We start from the raw sequence: 15,830 nt of genomic DNA on the forward strand, positions 1-15,830 counted from the left end.
GGAATTGGTAGACGCGCTAGCTTCAGGTGTTAGTGTCCTTACGGACGTGGGGGTTCAAGTCCCCCCCCTCGCACCAATATTCTTACCCTTCTCTGTTTTATCCCATCAGCTTCAAATTCAACATGATCAGCATTATTCCACTGACCAGCGCTACGCTTGACGGCAACAGTACGAAATGACGTAACTGACGGTGCCAGATCATTGCCGCCGATAGTAGTAACCCCAGCACAATCATCACGCGCCAGGCTTCCACCGGCAGGCCAATCATGCCTAACGCCATCACCAGTACGCCCGGCAGCAGAATTCCCCAACCACTCCCTAAAGCTCGCTGCAACATGGTTTCGCCTCTCACAACGATAATGATAACCAATATCATATGATAACTTTTATCATTTGTCATGCCAGAGAGTTTAACTTTTATTACTCTTGCATTCAGGAGTAATGACATACATTCATTGGGATGATAAATTAAGCAAATTAAATCTATATATTACATTGTCTGATCATTTGCGCAGATAGCCTTATATTACGTGTTGTTTTATATTTTTCCCCTTTGGCAGCCATCATCTTGAAACTTAACTACTAATAATGATAGTACCAATATGACTGCACAAACCTGGCGGGCTCATTACGAGCAAAAATATCAGTATTCCTTACGACTTTTTTTATTACTTAATTGTGTTTCTGCCGCTCTGTCGCTGCTCAGTCCGCTGTTTACCATTGTCACCGTCACGCTGCCGAGTTCGCTGATCTGTGCCGCCAGCCTGGGGTTCTTGTTATGGAATTGGAAATTTCCAAAACAGAAAATAAATATTCCTGTTATTTCTCTGTTATTTGGCATGCTATGGGCCTGGCACATCGTAATAAAAGCCTCATTGTTACCACCTCCACATTTTAACTTTCTGGTTATTGCCTTATTAAGCATCCTGTTTATTGGAACTATCGCTTTTTCTAACAATATCATTGCCTTTACTCTACATTCGCTACCGACTTTTATGGTGTGTCTGGTACTGGCCGGCGGCGAACAGTGGATGCGGATGTTTTACTGCTTTGTCCTGCCAGTTGCTGGAATTACGTTGCAAAACATTATGCAAAAGCGCAGCGATAATTTTACCCAAGGGCTAATGGATAAACTGTTGCAAGAGCGTAACACCCTGAACGATCTCAGTATGCTTGATCCATTAACCGGCCTGTATAACCGCCGTGGCCTGCAAAACCGGATGGATAACATCCTGGCAGTGGATACCTGCGAACATTTCATCCTGCTTTTGGATATTGACCATTTCAAAGCCTACAACGATAACTATGGCCATATGATGGGCGACCAGGCGCTAATCCAGGTATCCGCGGCGATTCGTAATTCCGTGCGTTCACGCGATATCGTCGCTCGCTTTGGCGGTGAAGAGTTTATGGTGGTGCTGACCAGCAGCTCGGCGGAATCCGCCTTCCAGACAGCAGAGCGTATTCGCCAACGGGTTTACGATTTAAAAATCGCGCATCGTTTTAACGAAAGCGTCGCCACTCATGTCACTATCAGTATCGGGATGACCCCTCTGGTGAGTGGCGACATCGACAGTGCGATAAAACGCGCCGATAGCGCGCTATATGAAGCCAAAAACCAGGGACGTAATATCATTCTCGTCAACTAACGCTTCCAGCCCGCCGCGAAGGATATGCGGCGCTGACAAATCGCTTGCGCTCCCTGCAACGAACAACTAGTATCAGCAATCATTATCATTTAGATTTGTATCTGGAAATCTGATGGCTTACCGTACCTTCTCCTTCAGCGATGACATCATCTGGCGTGCGCCGCTTGCGCCCGTCGAGCATGCATTAGCGAATGCGGTACGGGAAAAGATCGCTGCGGTACGCCCGCATCTACTGGATTTCCTGCGTCTGGATGAAGAAGCTCCCCCGTTTGCTCTAACCCTCGCGGAATGGTCACGACCAACGTCCCTTAGTTCATTACTGTCCACCTATTCCGACCATATTTATCGCCATCAGCCCAGCCAACCGCGCGAACAAAAACCCCTGCTTTCACTGTGGGCGCAGTGGTATATCGGCCTGCTGGTGCCGCCGCTAATGCTGGCGTTGCTTACGGAAGAACAGGCAATTAGCCTTGAACCGGAGCATTTTCGCGTTGAATTCCATGAAAGCGGGCGCGCGGCTTGCTTCTGGATTGACGTGCATGCCGACCATGATGCGTTGATGCTTCCCGCGCAAGCGCGTATGGATATGTTGGTCAATAAAGCCCTGAAACCGGTGGTGGAAGCGCTGGAAGCTACCGGCGACATTAACGGTAAGCTTATCTGGAGCAATACCGGCTATCTGATTAACTGGTATCTCGGTGAAATGAAAAATCTGCTTGGCGACGAGCAGGTGAACGCGCTACGTCAACACTGTTTTTTTGCAAAACAGCAGGCCAGTGGCGAGGATAACCCGCTGTGGCGAACGGTAGTCCTGCGCGAAGGGCTGCTGGTACGCCGAACTTGCTGTCAGCGTTATCGCCTGCCGGACGTTCAACAATGCGGCGACTGCACGTTAAAGTAATTACCTGACGGGCGGCAATATGCCGCCCGTTGTCATTTTATGCGGTCTGCTCGTTCTCCTGCGCCGCGCGCTGCGCCTCTTCAGCTTCCTGCGCCAGCAGTTGCTTTTCGTACACTTTAAAGAACGGGAAGTAGATGATAGCCGATACGCAAGCGAGGACAACGACCAGAATCGCCGCGCGGAAATCCCATCCCAACGCCCATGCGCCGCCAATCGGCGCCGGCGCCGTCCACGGCACAACGGAGATAACACGACCGATCAGATCCAACTTCATGGCCGCCCAGGCAATCACCGCGTTAACCATCGGCGCCAGCAGGAACGGAATAAAGAATACCGGGTTCATCACGATAGGCGTACCGAAAATAACCGGCTCGTTAATGTTAAACAGGCTGGGCACCACGCTTAAACGGCCGATAGAGCGCAAATGCGCGGAACGGCTGCGCAGATAGCAGAACACCAGCCCCATGGTTGCGCCGGAACCGCCGACAACGATGAAGAACGTCCAGAACGCTTCCATAAAAATATGCGGCAGCGGCGCGCCCTGCGCCAGGGCCTGCTGGTTCATCCCCAGATTAGTGAGCCAGAACATCTGCAGCATGCCGGAGACAATCGCCGCCCCGTGAATCCCTGCGAACCACAGCAGGTGGCCAATCAACACTGCCAGCAGAATGGCCGGTAATGAATCCGCGGCGGATACCAGCGGTTTAAAGATAGCCATGATGGCCTGCGGGATCAGCATGTCGAAATGATGCTGGATAAACAGACTCAACGGATAGAGCGTCAGCACCACCACCAGGACCGGGATCAGCAGATCGAACGAGTTTTTGATCATCGGCGGCACCTGATCCGGCAGACGGATCCCGATATTGTGCGCCTTCAGGAATCGCATCATCTCCACGCAATAAATCGCCACCAGGATCGCGGTAAAGATCCCGGTGCCGCCAAGACTATCAACCGGCAAACTGCCATTGGTTTTTGGCGCAGCGATCAGCAGGAACGCCATGATCGACAGCATGGCGCACATGAAAGGATCGAGCTGGTGCGCCTTTTCATAATGCTTGCCCAGGTTGTAGGAAATCGCCGCGCAGATATAAATGGACATGATGCCCATGGTCATATCAAAAGGCGTCAGAATCCGTCCTTCGAACTCTTTAGCCAAATCCAGCCAGGCACGGGCGAAGCCCCAGGTGGTATCCGGTGAAAAAGGCGGATAAGCGAAGACTAAGAGAAAGGAACCTACGATCATAAACGGCATGGCCGAGATAAATCCGTCACGAATAGCCATGACGTGGCGCTGCGAAGAAATGCGCCCGGCAACGGGACTTATATAGTTCTCTACAAAGCGAAATATCAGATTAAACGCAGCATGGTTAGCAGACATAGCAGCCCTCCTGACAGGCTATCGAAACAGGCCCAACAACGGTAATCTTGCCGCTATGCTGAAATTAACTGCGTATGGACAGTAGCTACCCGGGGTTTAAGGTCGCCATATTGCCAGCAGGAATATCTCACGCGCGGCTGTTAGTTATCTTTGCTACAGGGAGTTACCTTGTCAGTATTCATCGACGAAGGTCATACTGCAACCGGTTACAGTAACCGGTTGCGGCGATTGTGAAGAAGATCCAGAAATCAGAATAATTCCTGATTATCTATCGACAATATTTACAGATTTCCGACCTTGTGACAGATTTAAGCGGAAAACTATCAGGAGAACCCCATGAGTCTGCAGTCCGTGAGGCAGTTTTTTGCTGAACATGCCCCCGATATTGAAATCATCGAATTGAATCAAAGTACGGCGACCGTTGCGCTTGCCGCCGCCGCGCATCGGGTCGAGCCGGGGCAAATCGCTAAGACTTTATCTTTAAAAGTAAAAGACCGGGTTATATTAATCGTCGCCAAAGGCGATGCCCGGCTGGATAATAAAAAACTGAAAGACGCTTTCGGGGCAAAAGCGCGAATGCTCAGCAGCGATGAAGTCGTTACGCTCACTGGACACCCCGTCGGCGGCGTCTGCCCGTTTGGCCTGGAAAATCCGCTGCCGGTTTACTGCGATATCTCGCTCAAACAATATACCGAAGTTCTGCCAGCAGCGGGGGCTATTCATAGCGCGGTACGAATTTCACCTGAACGTATGGCGCAACTGACAGAAGCCGACTGGGTCGACGTCTGCCTGTAGATTGCCAGTTATTGCGCCAGGCGCATTCCCCGGCCATCGTCATTATTAGCCGGCAGACACAGCAAAATGTCCGCCGCGCTCAGTAGGCCAATATCAGAGTTAACGCCCAGCTTGGTCATCGCGTTAAATTTATGCGCGCGGATGGTTTTGATATTTCGATCAAGCTGGGTGGCGATTTCGGGTAACGAATAGCCGTAAGTCATGTAACGCAGAATGGTATGTTCCGTTGGGCTAAGAATATGCCCACAAGAGTTATAGCTGCGATTGAGAATGCTTTCTTTATCCAACGGCGCCTGTTCGATTAGCTGCAGTAAACGTTCCTGCAGGCGAGTAAGACAAGATGATTTATTGAGGATAGTTTGTGGGCTTGAGGGCGTCAGATGACTGATCAGACGCATTTCCGCCGTATTATCCGCCAGTACGATTCGCTGTATTTCAGGGCGGGTTTGCGCAATTTCGTGTAAAAAGAGCAGGCTTTCCAGGCGAATGCGCCTGCTACCGGAAAGAGAAAAAATAACGGCGATAAAGTTTTTGGAAGCGAATTCGCGCTTTAAGGCCTGAGTATCTTTATAAAAATGGACGCTATATTTTTTACCCGCTTCATTACTTAAAATGTAACGAAGCGCCATTTCAGTCATTGCGCATTTTTCTACGATAGCGACACATCGTGTTGTGAGATTTTTTTCCATTCCGTGTTATCTCCATAGGCTGAATACAGATTCAGTTCCTTCATTCCTTGAGCGCTATTGATCCAGGCATACATTTCTGCATTACTGCGTAACGAAAGTCGGCGCATGGCACTATTTTTCTGCGCGCTTATCGTTTTATTGCTTTTTTTCAACAAAGCGGCAATCTGATTAATTCCCCACCCTTTTGCCAGTAGCCGCAACACTTTGCGCTCAGAAAAGGTCAGGATGACCGCTTCGCTTGCTTCATCACCTAAGTTATCCATCTCAGGTGAAAAAAGCGTCTGGCTAATTCTCTCAGCGGAAAGTTTGCCGGCGCGGATGACTTCAATGAAACGTCTTACCGGCTCGCTATCAGAAATCAGCGAACTCTCCGGCCGCATGAGAAACTCGACTGCCAAAGGGAAGCAGGAGTGGCCAACCATAAAAATCCAGTGAATATCCCGGTATTGATTCATTAACGAATAATAATGCTCACAAATATCTCGCGGGCGTTCAATGTGTCCGGAGAGGTCAACGACGACCAGTACGGCGCGGCGAAGCTGCAGTAACGTGAGTTCATCCTGCGAGCCACAGAAACTCAGATCGTAATCAGGGAGATGCTCCCTCAAAATAGCCTTCAGGCCAGATTGCATAACTGGTATTCTACTGATGATGACGCCAAATTTACCTTGTCCTGGCAACATAAAACCTCCGCTTCCTGTCAAAGATTCACATCCAAAATAAATGATGGATGAATGGCTACTATAATATTATTTCACCTACTGAATCTTTATCGTCCCTGGTGGGCATAATGCACGCCCTGAAGTTAATTCCATAACCGTGAGGGATATATAACTATTACTCTCACCAACGATTTACCCTAACACAAAATGATGCCATCAATAAATTAGAAAAAATTAAAGCCCTCATTAGAAAAATTACCTTAAGAATTAAATAAATAACTTATTTAATTTCTTTCCTAAATGCTTTTGGCGAGACGCCATTATATCGCCGAAAGAATCTCGAAAAATAAGCAGCGTCAGTAAACCCTAAATAATCAGAAAGTTGTGTGATGGTCATGCTGGTATATTGCAGGTTACGCCGCGCTTCTAACATTAAGCGTCGATGTAAGACGCCTAATGCGCTGCAGCCATGAAATTCACGACACAAATAATTTAAATGCGTTGTGGAAAGCCCCACTAGCTTTGCATATTCAGCCAGCGGCAAATGTTCCCGGTAATGACTTTCAATCAGGCGGGAAAAATGGCGCATAACGCTACGTTTACGTTCGGCTTTGTCTTCTGCTATCGGTGTCGGCTGGCACTGACGATTCAACCATACCAATAACGCCCCCAGCAGCGAATGCAGCATCATTTCTCGCGCATCATGCTCCTCACAGTACTCTTCACGCAAAGCGGTAAACAGCGAGTGAATATGGCCGCGTGAGCGTTTTACCGCCACGCACTGCGGCTGTGATAGCACATCAAGCGTTCGACCAAACTGGCTTTCAAAGCGGCTCAGCAGCGGCAGTGAAAGCGACAGGACAAATCCCAGAGTACCGGGAGAAAAACGGAAGCCATGAATGCATAATGCCGGCACAACCTGAATACAGGCTTCGGTCATGACCCTCGTCGCGCCCTCAACTTCGATTTCAGCGCGCCCCTTGTGCAGATACAATAGCTGCACCATTTCGGCATGTTGATGCACGCGGATATGCCACTCATAAAGGCTGCTGCGCTGCAAAATGGATTCACAATGCAGCAGATCTGGCGTCGGCCAACCGCGCTCTTCGCCATATAATTTAAAAACAGGGATCGTACTTGCGGTCGACATGGCATCTCCGGTTTTCGTTAGCCGTTACGTTACCTGCTCCATCGGCAAACCCACATAATTTTCGGCAATCGTCGTCAGCCCTGCGCGAGACCCCAGATAGTAGCGACGGTCGGCGGACTGCATTTTTTTATCGAAATCACTTTGTTCAGGGAAGTCATGCAGCAGGCGAGTCATAAACCAGCTGAATCTTTCACCTTTCCATACGCGGTCGAGAGCGAAGCGCGAATAGCTCGCAAGCAGGTCCGCACGGCCATGGCGATAATACTCGCGCAGGATCCGCCATAAATAATTGACATCCGACGCCGCCAGATTAAGCCCCTTCGCGCCGGTTGGCGGTACGATATGCGCAGCATCGCCGACCAGAAATAGCCGGCCATACTGCATCGGCTCGACGACATAGCTGCGCAGCGGCGCAATGCTTTTCTCAAGTGAGTGACCAGTCACTAACTTACTTGCCAGATCCTCCGGCAGACGCCGCTTTAACTCATTCCAGAAGCGTTCATCTGACCATGCTGAGACGTTATCGCTTAACGGCACCTGCAGATAATAGCGGCTGCGAGTGAGTGAGCGCTGACTACATAATACAAATCCCCGTTCGTGATGGGCGTAAATCAGCTCCGGATTTACCGGCGGCGTGTCCGCCAGCAAACCTAACCAGCCAAACGGCCACACGCTTTCATACTCTTTGAGAATGTCACGTGGAATGCTTTGCCGCGAAACGCCGTGGAAACCATCGCAACCGGCAATAAAATCGCACTCCAGGCGACACTTTTCGCCGCCGCTCACGTAAGAGACCACCGGTCGGTCGCTCTTAACATCCTCGATTGCCACCTCGCTAACGCCATAAATAATCGGCGCGCCGCTGTCGCGTCTTGCCGCCATCAGGTCACGGGTGACTTCGGTCTGGCCGTAGACCATCACGCTTTTACCGTCGGTCAACTCGCTGAGCGGTACCGGTACCCGCTGGCCTTCAAATAAAAACTCCACGCCATGATGAACCAGCCCTTCCGCATCCATCCGCTTTGCCACCCCCGCTTCGCGCAGTAGCTCGACGGTACCGTTTTCGAGGATCCCCGCCCGTATACGTCCCAGCACATATTCCGCGCTCTGACGCTCAAGGATGACGGTATGAATACCAGCGTTATGCAGCAGTTGGCCTAACAGTAGCCCCGAAGGGCCCGCGCCAATAATGGCAACCTGTGTTCTCATGGGGTACTCGCTCTCAAAGGTTAATTATTTGTTTATTTTTTGTTTACTAAAAGTTCATGGATGCATTTTTGATAACTCAAACGGGAAAAAGAAGGGATGAATGGCGGTAAAAATTGCACTTTCCAACGAAGTGACGAAAGTGTGGTGCGGTTCAAATTTCAGCCAACGCTATTGATGGAGCAATTTTTGCACATAGTTTGATCCCGCACGCCGCACACCGGGGTGAAGTTCAGGTACAAGTATCAATAGAGACGCGGACAGCAGGTACTTATGCAGGCAGATAAATCAGAGCAGCGCGCCGTCACCCGGTTGTGCATCCAGTGTGCCCTTTACTTACTCCAGCACGGTGCGGAAAGCGCACTGGTTGAGGAGCTTTCTACCCGCCTCGGGCGGGCGTTAGGTATGGATAGCGTTGAAAGCGCTATCTCCTCCAACGCGATTGTGCTCACCACGATTAAAGACGGCGAATGTCTCACCTCCACGCGTAAAAACAGCGATCGCGGAATCAACATGCATGTGGTGACGGAGGTACAGCATATTGTGATCATGGCCGAACATAAGCTGTTGGATTACAAAGACGTCGAGAAGCGCTTCTCGCAGATCAAACCCTTACGCTACCCGCGCTGGCTACTGGTATTAATGGTCGGCCTCTCCTGCGCCTGCTTTTGTAAATTGAACAACGGCGGTTGGGATGGCGCGGTGGTTACCTTCTTCGCCAGTACCGTCGCCATGTATATTCGCCAGCTGCTAACCCACCGTTCCATGCATCCGCAGATTAATTTCTGCATTACCGCCTTTGTCGCCACCACCATTTCCGGGCTAATGCTGCGTCTGCCGGCATTTAGCGAGACGCCGACTATCGCCATGGCCGCTAGCGTGCTGTTGCTGGTTCCCGGCTTTCCGTTAATTAACGCCGTGGCCGATATGTTCAAGGGCCATATCAATACCGGGCTGGCTCGCTGGGCGATCGCCAGCCTGCTGACGCTGGCGACCTGTATCGGGGTAGTAATGGCAATGACCATGTGGGGGCTACGCGGATGGGCATAATCTCTTATCTTTTCGACCTGGCGCAGGATATGGCGCTGGCGGCCATCCCTGCTGTCGGCTTTGCGATGGTGTTCAACGTCCCACAGCGCGCGCTGCGCTGGTGCGCGTTACTGGGCGCTATCGGCCACGGCTCGCGGATGGTGATGATGAGCGCAGGCTTCAATATAGAATGGGCCACCTTTCTCGCCGCGTTACTGGTCGGTAGTATAGGCATTCAGTGGTCGCGCTGGTATCTGGCGCACCCGAAGATATTTACCGTCGCCGCGGTGATCCCAATGTTTCCGGGTATTTCGGCCTATACGGCGATGATCTCGGCCGTCAAAATCAGCCATTTTGGTTACTCCGAAGAGATGATGATTATGCTGTTGAGCAACTTTTTAAAAGCCTCCTCCATCGTCGGGGCGCTCTCTATCGGGCTGTCTATTCCCGGTCTGTGGCTCTATCGCAAACGCCCGCGCGTGTAACCGCCAGCGCTGCTTCCTGGCCTCGCACTATGCTACTATGTCAGCAATTCCCCCACTCTTTGCTGTTCAGAGTTGAGATAGCGTTATGTCTTCACGAATTTTAACCACCGACTTTTGCGGTCTTGACGATTTCGTCGAGAACCACGCGGCCAGGCTGCAAAAATCAGCCAGCGGCGCCGTCGCCGTATTTGCCAATAACGCCCCGGCGTTTTACGCGCTGACGCCGGAGCGCCTGGCGCAGCTGCTGGAGCTGGAAGCTAAACTGGCGCGCCCCACCAGCGATATCGCGCTGGATGCGCAGTTCTTTGATGAGCCGAGCGCCGCGCCCGTCGCCGTGCCGATGGGAAAATTCGCCATGTATGCCGGCTGGCAGCCTGATGCCGATTTTCAGCGTCTGGCGGCGCTGTGGGGTATCGCCCTGACGCAGCCGGTCACCCCGGAAGAACTGGCCGCCTTCGTCGCCTACTGGCAGGCGGAAGGCAAAGTTTTCCACCACGTGCAGTGGCAGCAGAAGCTGGCGCGTAGCGTGCAAATCGGCCGCGCCAGCAACGGCGGGCAGCCGAAGCGCGATGTGAACGCTATTAGCGAACCCGATAACCAGATCCCGCGAGGTTTCCGAGGATGAGCATGAAAAACGTTGGCGACCTCATGAAGCGCCTGCAAAAAATGATGCCAGCCCACGTGCAACCGGCGTTTAAAACCGGCGAAGAGCTGTTGGCCTGGCAAAAAGAGCAAGGTAGGCTGCGTTCAGAGGCGCTGGAGCGGGAAAATCGGGCGATGAAAATGCAGCGCACCTTTAATCGCTCCGGGATCCGTCCATTACATCAGAACTGTTCATTCGATAATTACCGGGTCGAAAACGACGGGCAGATGATCGCTCTGTCCCGCGCCCGCCAGTACGTTGAAGAGTTTGACGGCAATATTGCGAGCTTCATCTTCTCCGGCAAGCCGGGCACCGGTAAAAATCATCTTGCCGCCGCTATCTGCAACGAGCTGCTGCTGCGCGGTAAATCGGTATTAATCATCACCGTCGCCGATATTATGTCGGCGATGAAAGATACCTTTGGTAATCGGGAAACCAGCGAAGAGCAACTGCTCAGCGACCTGAGCCGGGTCGATCTGCTGGTTATCGACGAAATCGGTATGCAAACCGAATCACGCTACGAGAAAGTGATTATCAACCAGATTGTCGATCGTCGCTCCTCCTCGAAACGCCCAACCGGCATGCTGACTAACAGTACCATGGATGAAATGAACAAACTGCTCGGCGAACGCGTTATGGATCGCATGCGCCTTGGCAATAGCCTGTGGGTGAACTTCACCTGGGATAGCTACCGCGATCGCGTTACCGGTAAAGAGTATTGAGAGATTTCCGAGCGCAAGCGGCGTTATACTGAAGAGATTCTTAAGTAACGACGAAGAGTACGTTTATGAAATCTTTGCAGACAGCTTTTTGCGCCGCTATCGCAGCCGGCGCGTTGATGGCGGCCCCTACCTACGCCGCCTCCTGGCAGGACTCGCTCAATAGCGCCGCCAGCCAGCTCAGCAGCAGCTCCCAGCAAAGCGGCGGCGGTATGTCGATGTCGTCCTTAACCAGCCTGCTCAACGGCGGCAACCAGGCGCTCACCTCCAGCAGCATGAACAATGCCGCCGGCGTTCTCTCTTATTGCGCGCAAAAAAAACTGACCTCGGTCACCAACGCCGACAACGTTAAAAACCAGGTACTGGATAAGCTTGGCCTGAGCACGCCGGAGAAACAGAAACAGGATACCGGTTATCTGGAAGGGCTACAGGGATTGCTGAGCAGTAATAACGGCCAGCAGTTGAATCTGAACACTCTCGGCAGCAGCCCGCTGGCTGAAAAAGTGAAGACCAAAGCCTGTGACCTGGTACTGAAACAGGGCGTTAACTTCCTGTCTTAAAGTTCCCCGCCGATGCCGCGTTTGGCGCTTTAGCGTTGCCAGCGCGGCCGCAATCGCTATTTTTACTTTTCTGCTCCTGTTTTCCCCGGGACGACAGGATGAGACATCGTACAAAAAAGACGCTTTCTAAACCAATTCTGAATCACAGCACACTTTCATGACACTACAATTGCAGCAGAAAGGCGCTGCCATTACAGTGTAGCGTGAAAATCGATCTATCCGGCCAGCCCGCCGCTGGCGCATACGAGGGTTAGCTGTGTCAGAGTTGTTATCCATCGCCTTGTTTCTCGCCTCGGTGGTGATCTATGCCTGGAAAGCCGGTCGCAACACCTGGTGGTTCTCTGCCACCCTGGCGGTGTTGGGGCTGTTTGTTGTGCTTAATATCACCCTGTACGCCAGCGACTACTTCACCGGCGACGGTATTAACGATGCGGTACTCTATACCCTGACCAACAGCCTGACCGGCGCGGGCGTCAGTAAATATATTCTGCCGGGTATCGGTCTGGTGCTGGCGCTGGTCGCCGTATTTGGCGCTCTCGGCTGGATATTACGCCGTCGCCGGCATCATCCGCATCACTTTGGCTACAGCCTGATTGCGCTGGTACTGGCGCTGGCCTCCGTCGACGCCAGCCCGGCGTTCCGTCAAATCACCGAACTCGTGAAATCGCAGTCCCGAGACGGCGATCCGGACTTCACGGCTTACTACAAAGAGCCGTCGAAAAGCATCAACAATCCGCAGCTGAATCTGGTCTATATCTACGGCGAGAGCCTGGAACGCACCTATTTCAATAACGAGGCTTTCCCCGAACTAACGCCGGAACTGGGTAAAATCAAAAGCGAAGGGCTGGATTTCAGCAACACCGCGCAGCTTCCCGGCACCGATTACACCATCGCCGGCATGGTCGCTTCCCAGTGCGGTATTCCGCTGTTCGCGCCGTTCGAAGGCAACGCTTCCGCGGCGGTATCCAGCTTCTTTCCGCAAAATATCTGTCTTGGCGATATCCTGAAAAACTCCGGTTACGAAAACTACTTTGTGCAGGGCGCCAACCTGCGTTTTGCTGGTAAAGACGTTTTCCTCAAATCTCACGGCTTCGATCACCTGTACGGCGCGGAAGAGCTGAAAACAACGGTGGCTGACCCGTCCTACCGCAACGACTGGGGCTTCTACGACGACACCGTGCTCGACGAAACGTGGAAAAAGTTCGAAGCGCTCTCCCAATCCGGCAAACGCTTTTCGCTGTTCGCTCTCACCGTCGATACCCACCACCCTGACGGCTTTATCTCACGCACCTGCGAGCGTAAACGCTATGACATGGATGGCAAAAAGAACCTCTCCTTCAGCGCCGTGGCCTGTAGCCAGGAGCACATCGCCGCGCTGATTGAAAAGATTAAGGCCTCGCCGTACTTCAAAAATACGGTCATCGTGGTTTCGTCCGATCATCTGGCGATGAAGAACACCGCCTGGGATTATCTGAACAAACAGGATCGCAGCAACCTGTTCTTTATCCTGCGCGGCGACCAGCCTCAACAGGATGTGCTGGCCGTGAAGCGTAATACCATGGATAACGGCGCAACGGTGCTGGATATTCTCGGCGGCGATAACTATATCGGCCTTGGCCGCAGCAGCCTTTCTGCAGAGTCGCTCTCCACTATCTTCATGAACATGAAAGAGAAAGTGCTGGCATGGAAACCGGACGTCATTCGTCTGTGGAATTTCCCGAAAGAGATGAAGAATTTCAGCATCGACTCGCAGAAGAACATGATCGCATTCTCCGGTAGCCACTTCCGTCTGCCGCTGCTGCTGCGGGTCTCTGATCAGCGCGTCGAGCCGATTCCGGAAAGCGAATATTCCGCGCCGCTACGCTTCCAACTGGCGGATTTCGCCCCGCGCGACAACTTCGTATGGGTCGACCGCTGCTACAAGATGGGCCAACTATGGCGGCCGGAACTGGCGCTGTCCACCGACTGGTGTGTCTCTCAGGGTCAACTGGGCGGCGAACAAAAAGTACAGCATGTCGATAAGCCACAGTGGCAGGGCAAAACCGCCTTTAAAGATACCGTCATCGATATGGAGCGCTATAAAGGCAACGTCGATACGTTGAAAATTGTCGATAACGATATTCGCTACAAAGCCGATAGCTTTGTGTTTAATGTCGCCGGCGCGCCGGAAGAGGTCAAACAGTTCAGCGGCATCTCGCGGCCTGAACTGTGGGGGCGCTGGTCTAATGCCCAGCTCGGTGACGAGGTGAAGATTGAATATAAAGAACCGCTACCGGAAAAATTCGATCTGGTGATCACCGCCAAAGCCTTCGGCCCGAACGCCAACAAGCCAATACCAGTGCGCGTCGGGAAAAGCGAGCAAGTACTTACTTTAGCCAATGAAGTGACCACGACGACGCTGCATTTCGACAATCCGGCGCGCAGCAACACCTTAACAATCACTCCGCCGGAGCCGCAGTCCACCAACGAAGGCAATATTGTCGGCCACGCGCCGCGCCAGTTGGGCATTGGTATGGTCGACATTAAAATCGTCAGTCGCGAAGGTTAACGCCTGCGGCCCGGCGTCTGCGCCGGGCTAGTTCAAGCGCAGGCACATCTCGTACTGCTGCAGCGCCAGCGGCGCATAGCCCGCCGATTTAAACAGCGGCGTGAAGGTTTCCGGGATGGTCACCGAAGTGCTTAATCCCGGAAACTGTTGAGCCAGCGCGAGCAGCATTTCCCGCCCCAGCCCGCGTCCGCGCGCCGCCGACGTCAGCCATAAAAACTGTAGCTGCGGCTTACTGGCGGTGGTCGCCAGTACGGCGAAGGCCTGCTGCTGCAGCGTCAACGCCCGACAGGGCAAGGTAATAAAGGTCAGCGGATCCAGCAGCCACGGCAGTTGCCCTTCCAGCTCCAGGCTTGCATGACGCAGCAGGCTCAGCAAATCATACTCATCCAGGCTGGATTCACGCGGCTCCGCTTGCCCCGCGCTGAGATAGCCGCACAGCCCGTGACGCACGGTAAAGCCCAATGACTGATACAGCGCCACCGCCCGGTGATTATCGCGGATCACCTCCAGCCACATTCGCTGTACGCCCTGAGCGCGTAAATCGGCGATAAGCGAGGTCATCAATTGTCGCCCTCGTCCTTTGCCGCGAAAGCCGGGATGAATAGCAAAAGCCGCCAGCCGCGCATCGCGCCCGCGGCGAGCGATGAGCCCGATAGCCGCCGGTTCATCTCCTGCCAGCCACACCTTAGACTGCAACAGGTTTAACCCTTCGGCGCTAAAGCGCTGTACAAACAGATCTACCGACATCGACACCGGCACCAGATAATCGGCAAAGCAGTCATTCAAAATCGTAGTCAACTGCGCGCCGCTAAACTGGACGGCAGGAACGGCGGTGAACTCCATGCATTTCTCCCTGAGGCTGCTATGCTGAGGCGATGAAAACTAACACTATAAACCCCACCATCACTTTTCGCCTGACTGAAGAAGGCGATCTGCCGCAGCTGCCCGCGCTGGAACGTTCGGCGGCCCAATCCTTTGCGCACATTCCCGCTTTCGCCTGGCTGGCGGAAAGCCCGGTAATGAGCGTTGAACAGCACCGGCAATACCTGGAAACCGGCCATAGCCTGCTGGCGCTCGCGGACGACAGGCCCGTCGGTTTCCTGCTGAGCGAGCCGCTGGACGATGCCCTGTTTATTGTAGAAATCTCCGTCCATCAGCAGTGGCAGGGCCAGGGTATTGGCCGCGCCCTGCTTAGCCAAACTATCGACAACGCCCGCCGCGACGGCTTCCCGGCGGTGACGCTCACCACCTTTCGCGAGGTGCCGTGGAACGCGCCATTTTATACCCGGCTGGGCTTCACCATCCTCAATGAACTGCACCTACCCGAAGGGCTGGCGGCGAAACGCGCGCTGGAAACGGAGCACGGCCTGACGGCGGAAACCCGCTGCGCGATGCGCCTTGATTTTTAGCGCC

The 15,830-nt window shown here is 53.0% G+C and carries 17 protein-coding genes; 10 read left to right on the forward strand and 7 right to left on the reverse strand.

The features are described 5' to 3' along the window. Positions 1 to 97 precede the first annotated feature (97 nt). The gene (locus tag AC2CGP_RS21710; RefSeq protein WP_032706671.1) at positions 98 to 337 is read right to left on the reverse strand and encodes a DUF1435 domain-containing protein; all 240 of its coding nucleotides are present in this window, start codon (positions 335 to 337) and stop codon (positions 98 to 100) included. A gap of 265 nt (positions 338 to 602) precedes the next feature. On the opposite strand from AC2CGP_RS21710, the gene AC2CGP_RS21715 reads away from it, so the two are divergent. Both AC2CGP_RS21715 and fhuF read left to right on the forward strand, forming a co-directional pair. Then, on the forward strand, positions 603 to 1,649 hold the full coding sequence (locus tag AC2CGP_RS21715) for a GGDEF domain-containing protein (protein WP_015368393.1): 1,047 nt from the start codon (positions 603 to 605) through the stop codon (positions 1,647 to 1,649). A gap of 112 nt (positions 1,650 to 1,761) precedes the next feature. Continuing rightward, positions 1,762 to 2,550 carry a siderophore-iron reductase FhuF gene (gene fhuF, locus AC2CGP_RS21720; protein WP_020079672.1) on the forward strand — a complete coding sequence of 263 codons (789 nt, stop codon included), beginning with the start codon at positions 1,762 to 1,764 and terminating at the stop codon, positions 2,548 to 2,550. A gap of 37 nt (positions 2,551 to 2,587) precedes the next feature. On the opposite strand, the gene AC2CGP_RS21725 is transcribed toward fhuF, so the two are convergent. Next, positions 2,588 to 3,931 carry a PTS sugar transporter subunit IIC gene (locus tag AC2CGP_RS21725; protein WP_015368395.1) on the reverse strand — a complete coding sequence of 448 codons (1,344 nt, stop codon included), beginning with the start codon at positions 3,929 to 3,931 and terminating at the stop codon, positions 2,588 to 2,590. A 336-nt stretch (positions 3,932 to 4,267) separates the two neighbouring features. Between AC2CGP_RS21725 and AC2CGP_RS21730 the strand changes: the two genes are divergently transcribed. Further along, the gene (locus tag AC2CGP_RS21730) at positions 4,268 to 4,726 is read left to right on the forward strand and encodes a YbaK/EbsC family protein (protein ID WP_020079673.1); all 459 of its coding nucleotides are present in this window, start codon (positions 4,268 to 4,270) and stop codon (positions 4,724 to 4,726) included. Between the two features lie 8 nt (positions 4,727 to 4,734). Here the strand turns inward: AC2CGP_RS21730 and bglJ are convergent, their stop codons facing one another. From bglJ to pobA, 4 genes are all read right to left on the reverse strand, one after another. Further along, positions 4,735 to 5,415 (reverse strand): DNA-binding transcriptional activator BglJ, encoded by a 681-nt coding sequence (bglJ, locus tag AC2CGP_RS21735; RefSeq protein WP_015368397.1) that lies wholly within the window; start codon positions 5,413 to 5,415, stop codon positions 4,735 to 4,737. Then, positions 5,376 to 6,098 (reverse strand): helix-turn-helix transcriptional regulator, encoded by a 723-nt coding sequence (locus AC2CGP_RS21740; RefSeq protein WP_020079675.1) that lies wholly within the window; start codon positions 6,096 to 6,098, stop codon positions 5,376 to 5,378. The genes bglJ and AC2CGP_RS21740 overlap by 40 nt, the downstream gene beginning before the upstream one ends. A gap of 259 nt (positions 6,099 to 6,357) precedes the next feature. Then, a complete protein-coding gene (locus tag AC2CGP_RS21745) occupies positions 6,358 to 7,227 on the reverse strand; it encodes a helix-turn-helix domain-containing protein (protein WP_166479833.1) in 870 nt (289 codons plus the stop codon). 24 nt (positions 7,228 to 7,251) lie between these two features. Beyond that, positions 7,252 to 8,436 carry a 4-hydroxybenzoate 3-monooxygenase gene (gene pobA, locus AC2CGP_RS21750; protein WP_020079676.1) on the reverse strand — a complete coding sequence of 395 codons (1,185 nt, stop codon included), beginning with the start codon at positions 8,434 to 8,436 and terminating at the stop codon, positions 7,252 to 7,254. Positions 8,437 to 8,706: 270 nt separating this feature from the next. Here pobA and AC2CGP_RS21755 point away from each other — a divergent pair, with 270 nt between their 5' ends. The 6 genes from AC2CGP_RS21755 to opgB all read left to right on the forward strand — a co-directional run bounded on the left by AC2CGP_RS21755 (position 8,707) and on the right by opgB (position 14,417). After that, entirely contained in the window at positions 8,707 to 9,483 is a 777-nt protein-coding gene (locus AC2CGP_RS21755; protein WP_015368403.1) for a threonine/serine exporter family protein, read from the forward strand. Continuing rightward, on the forward strand, positions 9,474 to 9,947 hold the full coding sequence (locus tag AC2CGP_RS21760; protein ID WP_015704312.1) for a threonine/serine exporter: 474 nt from the start codon (positions 9,474 to 9,476) through the stop codon (positions 9,945 to 9,947). Before AC2CGP_RS21755 ends, AC2CGP_RS21760 begins: the two co-directional genes overlap by 10 nt. Positions 9,948 to 10,032: 85 nt before the next feature. Next, positions 10,033 to 10,572, forward strand: a complete 540-nt coding sequence (gene dnaT / locus AC2CGP_RS21765) for a primosomal protein DnaT (RefSeq protein WP_015368405.1) — start codon at positions 10,033 to 10,035, stop codon at positions 10,570 to 10,572. A 2-nt stretch (positions 10,573 to 10,574) separates the two neighbouring features. Beyond that, on the forward strand, positions 10,575 to 11,312 hold the full coding sequence (dnaC, locus tag AC2CGP_RS21770; protein ID WP_015368406.1) for a replicative helicase loader DnaC: 738 nt from the start codon (positions 10,575 to 10,577) through the stop codon (positions 11,310 to 11,312). Between the two features lie 65 nt (positions 11,313 to 11,377). Further along, positions 11,378 to 11,869, forward strand: coding sequence for a YjjA family protein (locus tag AC2CGP_RS21775; protein WP_015368407.1), 492 nt, complete (start codon positions 11,378 to 11,380; stop codon positions 11,867 to 11,869). A gap of 256 nt (positions 11,870 to 12,125) precedes the next feature. Then, positions 12,126 to 14,417, forward strand: coding sequence for a phosphatidylglycerol--membrane-oligosaccharide glycerophosphotransferase (gene opgB, locus AC2CGP_RS21780; RefSeq protein ID WP_484502453.1), 2,292 nt, complete (start codon positions 12,126 to 12,128; stop codon positions 14,415 to 14,417). A 27-nt stretch (positions 14,418 to 14,444) separates the two neighbouring features. On the opposite strand, the gene AC2CGP_RS21785 is transcribed toward opgB, so the two are convergent. Beyond that, a complete protein-coding gene (locus AC2CGP_RS21785; protein ID WP_213709491.1) occupies positions 14,445 to 15,260 on the reverse strand; it encodes a GNAT family N-acetyltransferase in 816 nt (271 codons plus the stop codon). A 32-nt stretch (positions 15,261 to 15,292) separates the two neighbouring features. Here AC2CGP_RS21785 and AC2CGP_RS21790 point away from each other — a divergent pair, with 32 nt between their 5' ends. Then, positions 15,293 to 15,826, forward strand: a complete 534-nt coding sequence (locus tag AC2CGP_RS21790; RefSeq protein ID WP_045388816.1) for a GNAT family N-acetyltransferase — start codon at positions 15,293 to 15,295, stop codon at positions 15,824 to 15,826. Positions 15,827 to 15,830 lie beyond the last annotated feature (4 nt).

It is taken from the genome of Klebsiella sp. SYXHC3 (assembly GCF_057196925.1).

Excerpts from the sequence above, each read along its gene's own strand:
- AC2CGP_RS21710 (WP_032706671.1), bottom strand. The coding sequence starts at position 337 with ATGTTGCAGCGAGCTTTAGGGAGTGGTTGGGGAATTCTGCTGCCGGGC.
- AC2CGP_RS21715 (WP_015368393.1), top strand. The coding sequence starts at position 603 with ATGACTGCACAAACCTGGCGGGCTCATTACGAGCAAAAATATCAGTAT.
- fhuF (WP_020079672.1), top strand. The coding sequence starts at position 1,762 with ATGGCTTACCGTACCTTCTCCTTCAGCGATGACATCATCTGGCGTGCG.
- AC2CGP_RS21725 (WP_015368395.1), bottom strand. The coding sequence starts at position 3,931 with ATGTCTGCTAACCATGCTGCGTTTAATCTGATATTTCGCTTTGTAGAG.
- AC2CGP_RS21730 (WP_020079673.1), top strand. The coding sequence starts at position 4,268 with ATGAGTCTGCAGTCCGTGAGGCAGTTTTTTGCTGAACATGCCCCCGAT.
- bglJ (WP_015368397.1), bottom strand. The coding sequence starts at position 5,415 with ATGGAAAAAAATCTCACAACACGATGTGTCGCTATCGTAGAAAAATGC.
- AC2CGP_RS21740 (WP_020079675.1), bottom strand. The coding sequence starts at position 6,098 with ATGTTGCCAGGACAAGGTAAATTTGGCGTCATCATCAGTAGAATACCA.
- AC2CGP_RS21745 (WP_166479833.1), bottom strand. The coding sequence starts at position 7,227 with ATGTCGACCGCAAGTACGATCCCTGTTTTTAAATTATATGGCGAAGAG.
- pobA (WP_020079676.1), bottom strand. The coding sequence starts at position 8,436 with ATGAGAACACAGGTTGCCATTATTGGCGCGGGCCCTTCGGGGCTACTG.
- AC2CGP_RS21755 (WP_015368403.1), top strand. The coding sequence starts at position 8,707 with ATGCAGGCAGATAAATCAGAGCAGCGCGCCGTCACCCGGTTGTGCATC.
- AC2CGP_RS21760 (WP_015704312.1), top strand. The coding sequence starts at position 9,474 with ATGGGCATAATCTCTTATCTTTTCGACCTGGCGCAGGATATGGCGCTG.
- dnaT (WP_015368405.1), top strand. The coding sequence starts at position 10,033 with ATGTCTTCACGAATTTTAACCACCGACTTTTGCGGTCTTGACGATTTC.
- dnaC (WP_015368406.1), top strand. The coding sequence starts at position 10,575 with ATGAAAAACGTTGGCGACCTCATGAAGCGCCTGCAAAAAATGATGCCA.
- AC2CGP_RS21775 (WP_015368407.1), top strand. The coding sequence starts at position 11,378 with ATGAAATCTTTGCAGACAGCTTTTTGCGCCGCTATCGCAGCCGGCGCG.
- AC2CGP_RS21785 (WP_213709491.1), bottom strand. The coding sequence starts at position 15,260 with ATGGAGTTCACCGCCGTTCCTGCCGTCCAGTTTAGCGGCGCGCAGTTG.
- AC2CGP_RS21790 (WP_045388816.1), top strand. The coding sequence starts at position 15,293 with ATGAAAACTAACACTATAAACCCCACCATCACTTTTCGCCTGACTGAA.